Genomic DNA, 13,912 nt, shown 5'->3' with positions numbered 1-13,912 from the left:
AAATGAGTATTAACAACCAAGCTCATTTAAAAACAAAACTTAAAATCATGGCACAAAAGAAATTATCAACAATGAATATGGTCTACGGACTTGGAGCTGCAATTGTAATTGTTGGAGCATTATTCAAAATTCAACACTGGCCTTATGGATCCCTTATCCTTACTATCGGTATGATTGTTGAAGCACTTGTATTTACACTATCAGCATTTGAGAAGCAAGGTGATGACTTAGATTGGTCATTAGTTTATCCAGAATTAGCAGGTGGTCAAACATTAGGATCTAAAAAGAAAGCTTTAGAAGAGCCTAAAGATGCAGAAGGTATGTTATCTAAAAAATTAGACAACTTATTAAAAGATGCTAAAATTGATGGTGCGCTTATGGCAAGCTTAGGTGATAGCATTAAAAACTTCGAAGGAGCAGCAAAAGGAATTTCTCCTACAGTTGATTCTATGGCGTCTCAAAAGAAATATAGCGAAGAAATGTCATTAGCAGCAGCTCAAATGGCATCTTTAAATAGTCTTTATAAAGTACAAGTAGATAGCGCAAATCGTCAAGCTGCTATCAACGAAGAAGCTGTAGAAAATGCAACTAAATTAAAAGAACAAATGCAATCCTTAGCATCTAACTTATCATCTTTAAATGGTGTATATGGTGGTATGTTATCTGCAATGAACAAAAATTAATTGGTTTTTATAATCATAATTATTAACAATTAAAAACTAGTTAGAAATGGCAGGAGGAAAACAGTCCGCAAGGCAAAAAATGATTAACTTGATGTACTTGGTATTTATTGCTATGATGGCAATGAATATGTCCAAAGAAGTACTATCTGCTTTCGGATTAATGGAAGCGAAATTTGCTGATGCTAATGAAGCAACAGGAAGTAGAAATGAAGCGATGCTTACAGATTTAAAGACTAAAGGTGAGGAAAAACCTGAGGAATTTAGTGTCCCAGCAGCAAGAGCACAACAAGTGCAAATTGCTTCAGATAAATACTTCAAATTTCTTGAAGGAGTAAAAATAGATTTACTTAAAACAGGAGAATATGAAATTGATCCTAAAACAGGTAATTTACCTTTTGAAGCAATGGATAAAACCGATATTCTTGATGAAGCTTGGTTTACTGGTGATCGTTTAACAAAAGAAGGAGACAAAGTAATGGCTGCTCTTAATGATTACAAAGCAGACATTAAAGCTATCTTATCTAAAGATGAAGCTTATAGAGGTGAAAGTGAGACTTTTGAAAAAACGTTTAGCACAGCACAAGAGATTAATAAGGATGGAAAGAAAATTGATTGGTTAAATTATAACTTTCAAGGTTATCCAGCAATTGCATCTTATACTAAGTTAACAGCAATGCAAAATGATGTTAAAGTAACAGAAGCTAACCTTTATAACTTATTTTTAGGAAACACATTATCAGAAGCTACAACGCTTAACAACTATAAGGCAATTGTCTTAGCTGATAAATCTGCTTTTTTCGCAGGTGAAAAGTTTCAAGGACGTGTTGTTATTGGAAAATATGCAAATGTTCCTCCAACTAAATTAGTCGTACAAGGTAAAGAAGTTGATTTAAAAAATGCAATTGATTCAACAGGTGCAGCAACGTTAGATTTTAATGTTGGTAATGTTGGAGAGCATTCAATTGAAGGTGAATTTACCTTTATTGAGAATGGTAAGGAATTACCAATTCCAATCGTAGCTAACTATGTGGTTGTACCAAGACCAAACTCTGCAACTATTTCTGCGGATAAGATGAACGTTGTTTATCGTGGTGTTGCTAACCCAATGACAATTTCTTTTGCTGGTGTACCAGATAATAAAGTGTCAGCTAGTGGGTCAGGTTTATCTAAAGGTTCTGGTGTTGGTAAATACACTATGAATCCAGGAACAGGTAGAGAGGTTACAATTAATGTATCTGCTACCTTAGATGATGGAAATAGAGTTAGTGATCAACAAACATTCAGAATTAAAGATATTCCAAAACCAACGGGTACTATTTCAGGTCAAGACGGTTTTGTTAAATTACCTAAACGTAACCTAGAAATAGGTACTGTTGGTGCTAAATTAGATGATTTTGTATTCGACTTACCAATCAACGTAACATCGTTCCAAGTAAAAGTACCTGGACAGCCTACTGTTAATGTTGCTGGTACTAAAATGAATGCACAAGCAAAATCAGCAATTGGTAGAGCACGTGCAGGTGATGTCGTTACTATTTTTAATATTAAAGCGAAGATTCAAGGGAATTCTAGCTACCAATTAAAAGGCGTTTCAACAATTACTATTGAGGTAAGTAACTAATAATAGGTTGTTAAAATAACAATCATTATTAAAAGAAAATCCCAAATTATAATAAAAATAAGATGAATTTAAAAAGCTTTTTATGTATAGGATTAGGTGTATTAGCTGCAAACAGTATGTTTGCTCAGGCTAATATCCTAAATGCAAAAATACCGGAAGAAATTGGTATGAAAACTGAAGCACAGTTACTTCTAGATAACGACAAGCCTTTAGAATATGGATATGTCGGAGATAGAGATATTTTATTTTCTAAAATGACTTGGGAAAAGATTGTTTTAGACGAACGTGCTAATTTTCCTTTATACTTTCCTATTGAAGACAATTTAGGTGATGATAGAAAATCATTGTATATGGTGCTAATGCAAAATATCAATGATGGAACAATTCCAAAAGTATATGCGGATTCATATTTTACTGAAGAACGTACTATGGAAGATTTAGCTCCTGCTTTAGTAATGGAACGAATTACCGATGTTGGAATTGATTGGATGAATGCTGAAGGTGTTACTGATACGGCTTTAGTGCCAGAAGAATACAAGATTCGTAGAGAAATTGGTCCTGCGGATATTAATTCTTACTTAGTAAAAGGACTTTGGTATTTTGATAAGCGTCAAGGAGAATTAAAGTTTCGTATCTTAGGTATTGCGCCAGCAGCACCAGATGTAAACTTTATTGATTCTGATGATGAATCTAATAAAGAGCCTATCGGTTTGTTTTGGGTGTTTTTCCCAGAAATCAGAGATATTCTTCATGAAGCGAAAGCTTTCAATAACAAGAATAGCGCTGTGCCATTATCTTTCGATCATTTATTAAACAGCAGACGCTTTAGTGGATCAATCTACAAAGAAGAAAATGTTTATGGTGATAGAGAAGTAAAGGAGTATGTTGCAGAAAATGCATTAATGCAGCTTTTAGAATCAGAACGTATCAAAGACAAGATTAGAAACTTTGAACAAGATATGTGGAGTTACTAGTTAGCTTTAACATAAAATATATAAACGCTCACTTATTAAGTGGGCGTTTTTTTGTTGTTGTTTCTGCGAAATTAGGAATCTTTAGATAAAGACTAAAATTAGATTCCTCACCTCGCAGGAATGATAAACATTTATTTACTTTTGCTATAATGAAAGAAGTAGATTATATCATTGTAGGATGCGGATTGGCTAGCATCTCGTTTTGCGAGCAATTAAAGGCTAATAATAAGACGTTTGTAGTATTTAATGATGACTCTCAGAAGTCTTCTATAGTTGCTGCAGGATTGTATAATCCAGTTGTTCTAAAACGGTTTTCAGAAGTATGGAAAGCGAAAGAGCAATTAGCACTAGCATTGCCTTTATATTCTAAAATTGAAAGCGAGTTAAATATAAAAATAGATTATAAGCTCAGAATATTAAGACGTTTTACGTCTATAGGAGAGCAAAATAAGTGGTTTACAGCATCAGACAAACCGTCTTTAGAATCTTATCTTTCACTTCAGCTTATTAAAAATGATAATCCTGAAATTGATGCACCTTATGGATTTGGTGAAGTATTACATGCCGGACGATTAGATACCGAAATGCTAATTACGAGTTACAAGAATCGCCTAAAAAAGGATAATAGCTTAGAAGAGCGATCGTTTATTCATAATAATATTCAGTTTAAAGACGATGCTATTCATTATGAAAATCTAAAAGCAGAACAAATTGTATTTGCTGAAGGTTTTGGAGTAAAACATAATCCGTATTTCAATACGATCCCACTTACCGGTTCTAAAGGTGAGATATTAACTATAAAAGCGCCAGATTTAAAAATTGATTATGCTATAAAATCGTCTGTATTTATTATTCCATTAGGTGATGATTTGTATAATGTTGGTTCAACATACAATAACGATGACAAATCAAATACACCAACAGAATCAGCGAAAGCGGAATTGATTTCAAAATTAAAAACATTTATAAAATGCGATTTCCAAGTTGTTAATCACGTTGCCGGAGTAAGACCAACAGTAAAAGATAGAAGACCATTAGTTGGAAGACATATAAAACACAATAATCTTTATGTGCTTAATGGTTTGGGGACACGAGGTGTAATGATAGCACCTTACGTTGCTAATATGCTATTTAATTTTATAGAAAATAATGAAATTTTAGATGCTGAAATTGATGTCAACCGTTTTAAGTAGTGATTAATGCTTTGTCGTTTTTACATCCGATTTTTCCGCTAATTCTTTATTATAACTCATAAAAAGATTAATCCAGATGTTACGAGATAAACGCATAATAACTGGCATAAACCCAATTAAGGTAACTATAATTGCGATAAAAGCAATAGTTAATGAAGATCCCAACATATTATAGCTAATAATAAATGCAGCTACAGAAAAAGCGATACCAACACCATAACTAACATACATAGAACCATAGAAAAATGAAGGTTCTATTTCGTATTTTGTCTTACAATGCGAACACGTTTCTTCCATTTTTATAACTTCAGAAAGTATATAAGGGTTTTTATTCTGGTACATGGATTCTTGATGACATTTTGGACATACACCAAAAAGAATACTATAAAGTTTCATTCCTTTTCTAATCATAACTAAAACCTTTACTTTTGCATTTTTCTAAGACACTGCGAAGATAAAATAATATAACTGATGCACTGTAACAATTGTCACGTAAAAGGCAATTGTGTTATTCAAAAAACTTATGCTAAATATCCATAATCTTTCAATATCATTTCAAGGAGAGTATCTTTTTGAAGAAATTACTTTTAAACTCGGTCTTGGTGATCGTATTGGTTTAATAGGTAAAAATGGGGCAGGGAAATCTACAATGCTTCGGATTTTATCTAAAGAACAAGAGCAAGATACAGGTCAAATTGCCGCTGATAAAGATATGAGAATCGGTTTTTTAAAGCAAGATATTGACTTTGATTTAGGTAAAACTGTTCTAGAAGAATCCTACCAAGCTTTTAAAGAAATTAAAAAATGTGAAACGCAGCTAGAAGAGATTAATACGCAGTTAGCCGAGCGAACAGATTATGAAAGTGAGACCTATCATCAATTAATGGTTGATTTGAATGATATACAACACCAATACGAAATTTTAGGTGGTTATAATTATCAAGGTGAAACTGAAAAAATCCTTCAAGGTTTAGGTTTTAAGCGTGAAGATTTTGATAAGCTAACCGACACCTTTTCTGGTGGATGGCGAATGCGTATTGAATTAGCGAAACTATTACTTCAAAATAATGATTTGTTACTTTTAGATGAGCCAACTAACCACTTAGATATTGAATCTATTATTTGGTTAGAGAACTTCCTAAAGGGGTACACAGGTGCAGTTGTTATTGTATCTCACGATAAGATGTTTTTAGATAATGTTACCAATCGTACAATTGAAATTTCACTAGGTAGAATCTACGATTACAATAAGCCTTATTCTCAGTTTTTGGTTTTACGTAAAGAAATGAAGGTTCAGCAATTGGCTGCTCAAAAAAATCAAGAGAAACAAATTCAGCAAACTGAAAAGCTTATTGAAAAATTTAGAGCTAAAGCGTCTAAAGCTACGATGGCACAATCGCTGATTAAAAAATTAGATAAGATAGATCGTATTGAAGTCGATGAAGATGACAATAGTGTAATGTCTTTAAAGTTTCCGGTGTCTATTACGCCAGGTAAGGTGGTTGTAGAATTGGAAAATGTGTCTAAACGATACGGTGACTTGCAAGTATTGCATAATGTGAATTTAGCAGTTCCTAGAGATATTAAAACGGCTTTTGTTGGGCAAAACGGACAAGGGAAATCAACTTTAGCCAAGATTATTGTTGGTGAAATTAAGCACGAAGGAAAATTAAATCTAGGGCACAACGTTCAAATTGGTTATTTCGCACAAAACCAAGCTGAGTATTTAGACGGTAATAAAACAGTCTTAGATACTATGATTGATGCGGCAAATGAAACCAATAGAAGTAAAGTTCGTGATATTTTAGGATCGTTCTTATTTAGAGGTGAAGAAGCAGAAAAATACGTGAGAGTACTTTCTGGTGGTGAACGAAACCGTTTAGCTTTGGCTAAGTTGTTGTTGCAGCCATTAAATGTCCTTATTATGGATGAGCCAACAAATCACTTAGATATCAAATCTAAAAATGTATTAAAAGAAGCGTTGACGAAATTTGAAGGGACTTTAATATTAGTCTCACACGATAGAGATTTCCTTCAGGGGTTGACGGATACGGTTTATGAATTTAAAGATCAGAATATTAAAGAATATTTAGGTGATATTGATTTTTACTTAGAGCAACGTAATCTCGAAAACTTAAGAGAAGCTGAAAAAAGAACGGTTATAGCAGACAAACCAAAAGAAAGCAATAAGCAGAGTTACGAAGATCAAAAGAAATTAAAGTCTTTAAATAATAAGTTGAGCAATATTGAATCTAAAATTAATCAACTGGAAAAAGATATTAAAGCTGATGATTTAAGATTGGCAACAGATTACGATAAAACAGCTTCAGATCCTAAGTTTTTTGATGGTTATCAGAAAAATAAAAAATCCTTAGGGAAATTAATGGAAGACTGGGAGGCTGTTCAGTTTGACCTAGATGCTATTTCTTAAGAATAATTAAGATTTTTTTAACGGCTTCAATTAGCTATAAAGTTAGCTTTGTAAATAATTGACGACCAAGGAGCTTATGTTAAGAAAAATTATTTTATCCGTTTTAGGAGTTGCATTAATAATAGGTGCATTCATTTTTGCTAATTATCTTATAGATAATAAACACAAACCAAAACCTGTTATCCCTAAAGTGGTTAAAACAGTACTTGTAGATACCGTAAAAAACACAACGATACCAATTGTGATTGCTGCAAACGGAAACCTTACGGCTTTGCAACGTGTTGAGTTGTATTCTGAAGTTCAAGGATTATTTAAAACAGGGTCAAAGCTTTTCAAACCAGGTCAGAAATTCAATAGAGGTGAAACATTAATTCGTATTGATGCTTCGGAGTATTATGCGAGTGTACAATCTGCTAAAAGTGACTTGTATAATAGTATTGCGGCTATAATGCCAGATTTACGTTTAGATTTTCCCGAGGTGTTTCAAAAATGGCAAACCTATTTAAATGGGTTTGATTTAAATAAAACCACTCCAAAATTACCAGAAATTTCAGGCGAAAAAGAAAACTACTTCATTACTGGTCGTGGCATTGTAAGTGCTTTTTACAATGTAAAGAACCTAGAACAACGTTTAACAAAATATAGAATTATTGCACCATTCTCAGGGATTTTGACAGAGGCTTTAGTTACAGAAGGAACTTTAGTCAGAAATGGTCAGAAACTAGGTGAGTTTATAAATCCTTCAATTTACGAAATGGAAGTCGCAGTTAGCAAGTCTTTTGCTGATGTTCTAAAAGTGGGTGAGAGCGTTACTTTAACTAGTTTAGATAATACTAAAACGTATGAAGGTAAAGTGTCGCGTGTTAATGGAAGTATAGATGCAACCACACAAACCATAACGGCTTATATTGCAGTTGAACATTCGGATCTTAAGGAAGGAATGTATCTTGAAGCTAATTTAAATGCTGAAAAAGTTGAAAACGCAATAGAAATTGACAGAAACTTATTGTTAGATACTCAAGAAATATATGTGATTAAAGATAGTTTACTTGATGTTATTGCGGTAAGACCAGCCCATTTTTCTAATACAAGTGTCGTTTTAAGAGACGTTCCAAACGGAACTATAATTTTAAGAAAACCAGTTCCTGGTGCCTACGCTGGTATGCATGTGAAAGCAGCAAGTAATAGTGATAAAACCTCTGACTCTATTCAATAATGAGAAAAATAATTGAATATTTTATAAGGTATCATGTTGCAGTAAATGTATTAATTCTTGCATTTGTTATTTTTGGTATAATTGGGGCTTTGTCTTTAAAGTCATCTTTCTTTCCACTTACTGAAACAAAAATTATTACTGTTAGTATTACATATCCTGGAGCTTCACCTCAGGAAATAGAAGAAGGAATTGTACTTCAGATTGAAGATAACCTAAAAGGTTTAAAAGGTGTTGATAGAGTTACTTCTACGTCGTTAGAAAATAGTGGATCTATAACCGTAGAGATTGATAAAGGGGAGAATATAGACTTCATGCTTTTAGAAGTTAAGAATGCGGTAGATCGCGTACCATCATTCCCTACAGGTATGGAGCCTTTGGTTGTTTCAAAGCAAGAAATTGTAAGAGAAACGATTTCTTTTGCCATAAGCGGAAAAAATATTCCTCTGGTAACTTTGAAGCAATTGGCACGGCAAGTGGAAACAGATTTAAGAGGAATTGAAGGAATTTCTCAAATTGAATTATCTGGTTTTCCTGAAGAGGAAATTGAAATAGCGGTTAATGAAATAGACCTATTGGCTTATAATCTAACCTTCGAAGAGGTGGCTTCAGCAGTGAGTAATGCTAATATTTTAGTGACAGGAGGAAATGTAAAAACAGTTGCTGAAGAGTATTTAATTAGAGCCAATAATAGACAGTATTATGGTAATGAGCTTTTAAATATTATTGTTAGAGCCTCTTCTGATGGCAAAGTAATTCGTTTAAAAGATGTGGCAATTGTTCGAGATCGTTTTTCTGAAACGCCAAATGCGACTTATTTTAATCAGAATTTAGCCGTAAATATTGCTATTACCAGTACTAATAATGAGGATTTAATTTCTTCAGCGGATAAAGTAAATGAATACATTGAGGGTTACAATCAGATGTATAACAATGTACAACTAGAAGTCGTTAATGATAGATCTATTACCTTAAAACAACGTACACAATTATTGGCTGAAAACGCTATAGCAGGTATGCTATTGGTATTACTGTTTTTATCTGTATTTTTAAATACAAGATTGGCGCTATGGGTTGCTTTTGGACTACCAATTTCGTTTTTGGGTATGTTTATTTTTGCCTCTCAATTCGATGTTACCATTAATGTCTTATCACTTTTTGGTATGATTATCGTTATTGGGATTTTGGTAGATGATGCCATTGTAATTGCAGAAAATATTTATCAGCATTACGAAAAAGGTAAAACACCAATTCAAGCTGCGATAGATGGTACAATGGAAGTTATTCCGCCAGTGGTATCAGCAATTATTACTACGGTTTTGGCATTTTCATTATTCTTCTTTTTAGATAGTAGAATTGGTGAATTTTTTAGTGAGGTTGCTGTAATTGTAATTTTAACGCTTATCGTTTCTTTAATAGAAGCGCTTATAATTCTACCCGCGCATTTAGCGCATTCTAAGGCATTAAGAGCTCAGAAAGAAAATAAAAATCCTTCTAAGATAAAACGGTTTTTCTCATTTATGAGATTTATGAATAAGGGTGGAGATCGTTTCATGTCTTTTTTAAGAGATAGAGTTTATACGCCAACTTTAAATTTTGTATTAAACTTTAAGATTTTATCACTTGGTATTTTTGTTGCCCTATTGATATTAACCCTTGGTTCACTTGGTGGAGGTGTTATTGGAGTAACTATATTCCCGAGAGTAGCTAGTGATTCTGCTAATATTGAATTGGTAATGCCAGCAGGAACTAATGTGAAAATTACTGATTCTATTATTTCCTTGATTGAAGAAAAATCATTTATCGTTAATGAAGAATTGACGGAGAAATATCTAAAAGGGACTGGAAAACAATTGTTTGAAAATACGATAGTTGATATCAGAAACAGTTCTAACGCAAGACTAAGAATTAACCTATTACCAGGAGAAGAACGACCAGATGAAATAAAGGCCGACCTAATTACCAATAGATTAGAAGAATTGGTAGGTCCTGTAATTGGAACAGAGCGTCTTATCTATGGCTCTGGAGGTAATTTTGGAGGAAGTCCTGTATCCGTATCTTTATTAAGTAATAATATTGAAGAATTAAAAGCTGCTAAAATAGAACTGAAAAAGTACTTGGAAACTAACCCATTGCTTAAAGATATCGGAGATAATGATCCTGCTGGTATAAAAGAGATACGATTAGAACTTAAAGAAAGTGCCTATTTATTAGGTCTCGATTTAAGAACCGTAATGGCTCAAATACGTTCAGGATTTTTTGGTTCACAAGCACAACGTTTTCAACGTGGACAAGATGAAATTAAAGTTTGGGTACGTTATGATAGAGAAAACAGAAGTTCTATTAACGATTTAGATGCCATGCGAATTGTAACACCAACAGGTGAGCGTGTGGCTCTAAAAGATATAGCTAGTTATAGTATTGCAAGAGGAGATGTGGCAATTAATCACTTAGAAGGTAAACGAGAAATCCAGGTTTATGCCGATTTAAAAGATCCTAGTACAAGTAATACAGATATTTTAGATGATATAAAAACGGTTTTTATTCCTCAATTACAATCTAAATATCCAACTATTAATGCCTCATTTGAAGGGCAAAATCGTGAAGCAGATAAATTAACGGGCTCGTTGGCAATTGCTGGTCCAGTTATTTTATTATTAATATATATCACTATTGCATTTACATTTAGAAGTTATTCACAGCCGTTATTACTCTTAATGCTGATTCCATTTAGTTTAACAGCAGTAGCTTGGGGACATTGGTTGTTAGGATTTCAGGTTAATATTTTATCGCTTTTAGGAATTATTGCTTTAATTGGTATTATGGTGAACGATGGTTTGGTTCTGATAGGAAAGTTTAATAGTAATTTAAAAGAAGGGATGACTTTTGATTTGGCATTATCTGAAGCCGGAAAGTCGCGTTTTAGAGCTATTTTCTTAACGTCATTAACGACTGTTGCAGGTTTAGCCCCTTTACTATTGGAAAAAAGTAGACAAGCACAGTTTTTAAAACCAATGGCAATTTCTATTTCTTTCGGAATTGCTTATGCTACTGTTTTAACGTTGTTGGTGTTACCTTTATTTTTATCATTTAGTAACAGTATCAAACAGAATAGCAAATGGTTGGCTACAGGAAATAAGGTGACCAAAGAAGAAGTAGAACGTGCCATAAAAGAACAAAATGAAGCAAATGATCACTAAAAGCAAACTTACCATTTTGTTTTTTGCATGCTGTCTTGGTTTGCAAGCACAAGAGGTTTTAACCAAAGAACAAGCCGTTTCTATAGCTTTAGATAATAATTACGGAGTAAAAATCGCAGAAAATGCGGTTACAGTTGCTGAGAATAATACCAATATTCTTAATACAGGCTTTCTGCCAACCCTTACTGGTAGTGCAGGTGCAAACTATAATTTGGATAATACTGAAGCTGAATTTTCAGATGGAAGACCAGATGCTTTTTTAAATGGTGCCGAAAGTTCTAATTATAACGCCAGTTTGAGTTTGAATTATATACTATTTGATGGCTTAGGTAGACGTTATAATTATAAACGATTAAAGGAGCAATACCAACTATCAGAATTACAAGCTAGGCAAACTATAGAAACAACCATACTTCAGTTATTTTCTGTGTATTATAATGTGGCTCAGCTTTCTGATAATTTGAATGCTTTAGAAGAAACACTGAATAATACGAAGGATAGATTGATTAGAGCTGAATATCAGTTTGAATACGGTCAAAATACCAAGTTAGAAGTGCTAAATGCGGAAGTAGATATTAACACAGATAGTATCAATATTATTAATACAAAGCAAGATATAAAAACGGCTAAGCGCGACTTAAAATTCGTTTTAGGAGAAACATATTCTAATGATTTTAATGTTGAGACGGAAGTAGAGTTTACGCTTCAATTAGAAAAAAATAGTTTATTGGAAAAAGCAAAAACGCGTAATGTCGCATTGCTTCAAACTGAAAAAAATATTTTAATTAGTGAGCTCGATATTAATTCAGGTAAATCAGCATATTTACCAACTATAGGTTTATCGGGTACTTATGGTTGGAATAAGAATGATAATAACGCCGTAGCGCTTTTAGCAATTTCAACAAATACAGGATTATCAGCAGGTGTAAACTTAAGTTGGAATTTATTTGATGGTGGATCAACTATAACAAGAGTAAAGAACGCTAAGATAAATCTTGAAACGCAAAAGCTTCAAAAAGAAAGTATTTTACTCAGTATAGAACGTGACTTTAATAATGCTTGGGATAATTACCAAAATAAACTAGAAATTTATAATATTCAGGAAAAGAATATTGTAACGGCTCAGAATAATTTTGATCGTACCCAAGAAAAATTCAAAATCGGACAAGTTAATTCTATTGAGTTTAGGCAAGCACAAGTAAATTTACTTAATGCTGAATTAAGTCGAAATCAAGCTAAGTTTTCAGCAAAACTATCTGAGCTAGAGGTGCTTCAAATTAGTGGTGAGTTATTAAATGTTGAGTTATAAATGTAATGGAAGAACATTTTTTTCAGTGCCCTTATTGTTGGGAACAAATCTCTATGTTGATTGATTTGTCTCAAAGTCGTCAAAGCTATATTGAGGATTGCGAAATCTGCTGTAATCCCATTCAACTTTCAATAACTATAAGCAATCAGGAAATTGTAAGTTTTGAATCTCAGAACATAGAACAGTAGAAGTTTTTAACTCTCTTATTTTTAGATACTTGTGTTTTTTAGAATGTAGTTCGTCGAAAAAATTTGCAGTTCGTGGTGATAGTGGTTATATTCGTACTGTTATTGTGTCCCTCCACAAAAAATCAACCACTATGAAGACACTTAAAATAACACTAGTATTTTGCTTAATTTCAATATTCTCTTTTGCAGAAGTTTCTAAAGATCAAAAAACAGCACTTGTAGATTTATACACTGCAACCAATGGGGATTCTTGGACTAAATCTTGGGATTTAGACCAACCAGTTTCAAAATGGTTTGGCATAACCATAGAAGATGAAAATGTTGTAGCCATAAATTTAAGTTTTAATGGTTTAAATGGGACACTTCCAGAATCAATTTCAAAATTAACACATTTAAAATCTCTTAATTTATCTTTCAATAAAATAGGAGGTGAATTGCCACATACGATAGTGAGTATGATTAACTTAGAAGAGTTAAAATTATTCTCTAATGTATTTAGCGGTAAAATTCCTTCTGATATTGGAAATTTGGCGAAATTAAAATCATTAGAATTATTTAATAATGACCTTGTTGGTGAGATTCCTTCATCTATAGGGAGCCTTACAAAGTTAGAAAGCTTAATATTAAGTAGCAACCAACTAATAGGTCATCTTCCGTCTAATTTATCTAGTTTAAAATCCTTAAAAGTTTTAAGCGTTTTCGATAACAGATTACTAGGAACAATACCTTCAACAATAGGAGGATTAGCACAATTAGAAGAATTAGTATTATCAAATAATGCATTTTATGGTGAGTTACCAAGCGAACTAGCACAATTGACTAATCTAAAAACATTACTATTAGGTCAGAATCAATTTAAGGGCAACTTTGCTGCGTTGAAGGAGAAGTTTCCAAATATTGTGGATTTTGACTTAGATGACGTTAATAAAAATAGCGCATTAGCAACATTAGATGCAGAGGAAGAAGATGGAAATTAAGTGATAGATATAGTAACGCTCAAATTAATTTTTAATTTGAGCGTTATTTTTTAGTTTATATTTTGGTATTCTAAAAAAAGTATTATCTTTGCAGTCCCAAAACGATATGTCGGCATTATGAAC

General features: G+C 32.7%; 11 protein-coding genes. 10 read left to right on the top strand and 1 reads right to left on the bottom strand.

Annotation, left to right across the window (positions count from 1 at the left end):
• Positions 1-47: 47 nt before the first annotated feature.
• The 4 genes from porL (at position 48) to ADIWIN_RS11670 (ending at position 4,471) form a co-directional block, all read left to right on the top strand.
• Positions 48-683 carry a type IX secretion system motor protein PorL/GldL gene (porL, locus tag ADIWIN_RS11685; RefSeq protein ID WP_040757182.1) on the top strand — a complete coding sequence of 212 codons (636 nt, stop codon included), beginning with the start codon at positions 48-50 and terminating at the stop codon, positions 681-683.
• Between the two features lie 46 nt (positions 684-729).
• Complete coding sequence (porM, locus tag ADIWIN_RS11680) at positions 730-2,304, top strand: type IX secretion system motor protein PorM/GldM (protein ID WP_020896471.1); 1,575 nt, start codon at positions 730-732, stop codon at positions 2,302-2,304.
• A gap of 62 nt (positions 2,305-2,366) precedes the next feature.
• Entirely contained in the window at positions 2,367-3,278 is a 912-nt protein-coding gene (gene porN / locus ADIWIN_RS11675) for a type IX secretion system ring subunit PorN/GldN (protein ID WP_020896470.1), read from the top strand.
• Between the two features lie 149 nt (positions 3,279-3,427).
• A complete protein-coding gene (locus ADIWIN_RS11670; RefSeq protein WP_020896469.1) occupies positions 3,428-4,471 on the top strand; it encodes an NAD(P)/FAD-dependent oxidoreductase in 1,044 nt (347 codons plus the stop codon).
• Positions 4,472-4,474: 3 nt separating this feature from the next.
• On the opposite strand, the gene ADIWIN_RS11665 is transcribed toward ADIWIN_RS11670, so the two are convergent.
• Positions 4,475-4,882, bottom strand: coding sequence for a DUF983 domain-containing protein (locus ADIWIN_RS11665; RefSeq protein ID WP_020896468.1), 408 nt, complete (start codon positions 4,880-4,882; stop codon positions 4,475-4,477).
• 112 nt (positions 4,883-4,994) lie between these two features.
• On the opposite strand from ADIWIN_RS11665, the gene ADIWIN_RS11660 reads away from it, so the two are divergent.
• From ADIWIN_RS11660 to ADIWIN_RS11640, 6 genes are all read left to right on the top strand, one after another.
• Positions 4,995-6,902, top strand: coding sequence for an ABC-F family ATP-binding cassette domain-containing protein (locus ADIWIN_RS11660; protein WP_020896467.1), 1,908 nt, complete (start codon positions 4,995-4,997; stop codon positions 6,900-6,902).
• Between the two features lie 76 nt (positions 6,903-6,978).
• On the top strand, positions 6,979-8,118 hold the full coding sequence (locus ADIWIN_RS11655; RefSeq protein WP_020896466.1) for an efflux RND transporter periplasmic adaptor subunit: 1,140 nt from the start codon (positions 6,979-6,981) through the stop codon (positions 8,116-8,118).
• A complete protein-coding gene (locus ADIWIN_RS11650; protein WP_020896465.1) occupies positions 8,118-11,315 on the top strand; it encodes an efflux RND transporter permease subunit in 3,198 nt (1,065 codons plus the stop codon). Before ADIWIN_RS11655 ends, ADIWIN_RS11650 begins: the two co-directional genes overlap by 1 nt.
• Positions 11,305-12,624 carry a TolC family protein gene (locus ADIWIN_RS11645; RefSeq protein ID WP_040757180.1) on the top strand — a complete coding sequence of 440 codons (1,320 nt, stop codon included), beginning with the start codon at positions 11,305-11,307 and terminating at the stop codon, positions 12,622-12,624. Before ADIWIN_RS11650 ends, ADIWIN_RS11645 begins: the two co-directional genes overlap by 11 nt.
• A 5-nt stretch (positions 12,625-12,629) precedes the next feature.
• Complete coding sequence (locus ADIWIN_RS20085) at positions 12,630-12,812, top strand: CPXCG motif-containing cysteine-rich protein (protein ID WP_081669574.1); 183 nt, start codon at positions 12,630-12,632, stop codon at positions 12,810-12,812.
• Between the two features lie 131 nt (positions 12,813-12,943).
• Positions 12,944-13,789 (top strand): leucine-rich repeat domain-containing protein, encoded by an 846-nt coding sequence (locus tag ADIWIN_RS11640; protein WP_020896463.1) that lies wholly within the window; start codon positions 12,944-12,946, stop codon positions 13,787-13,789.
• Positions 13,790-13,912: the final 123 nt, after the last annotated feature.

Origin of the sequence: Winogradskyella psychrotolerans RS-3 (assembly GCF_000427335.1) — a bacterium.
Classification (GTDB): domain Bacteria; phylum Bacteroidota; class Bacteroidia; order Flavobacteriales; family Flavobacteriaceae; genus Winogradskyella; species Winogradskyella psychrotolerans.
Note: the sequence above shows the minus strand (reverse complement) of the source record. Positions and strands in the feature narration are given on the sequence as shown.

Coding starts and splice junctions, on each gene's coding strand:
- porN (WP_020896470.1), top strand. CDS start 2,367: ATGAATTTAAAAAGCTTTTTATGTATAGGATTAGGTGTATTAGCTGCA.
- ADIWIN_RS11645 (WP_040757180.1), top strand. CDS start 11,305: ATGATCACTAAAAGCAAACTTACCATTTTGTTTTTTGCATGCTGTCTT.
- ADIWIN_RS11650 (WP_020896465.1), top strand. CDS start 8,118: ATGAGAAAAATAATTGAATATTTTATAAGGTATCATGTTGCAGTAAAT.
- porL (WP_040757182.1), top strand. CDS start 48: ATGGCACAAAAGAAATTATCAACAATGAATATGGTCTACGGACTTGGA.
- ADIWIN_RS11655 (WP_020896466.1), top strand. CDS start 6,979: ATGTTAAGAAAAATTATTTTATCCGTTTTAGGAGTTGCATTAATAATA.
- ADIWIN_RS20085 (WP_081669574.1), top strand. CDS start 12,630: ATGGAAGAACATTTTTTTCAGTGCCCTTATTGTTGGGAACAAATCTCT.
- ADIWIN_RS11660 (WP_020896467.1), top strand. CDS start 4,995: ATGCTAAATATCCATAATCTTTCAATATCATTTCAAGGAGAGTATCTT.
- ADIWIN_RS11665 (WP_020896468.1), bottom strand. CDS start 4,882: ATGATTAGAAAAGGAATGAAACTTTATAGTATTCTTTTTGGTGTATGT.
- ADIWIN_RS11640 (WP_020896463.1), top strand. CDS start 12,944: ATGAAGACACTTAAAATAACACTAGTATTTTGCTTAATTTCAATATTC.
- porM (WP_020896471.1), top strand. CDS start 730: ATGGCAGGAGGAAAACAGTCCGCAAGGCAAAAAATGATTAACTTGATG.
- ADIWIN_RS11670 (WP_020896469.1), top strand. CDS start 3,428: ATGAAAGAAGTAGATTATATCATTGTAGGATGCGGATTGGCTAGCATC.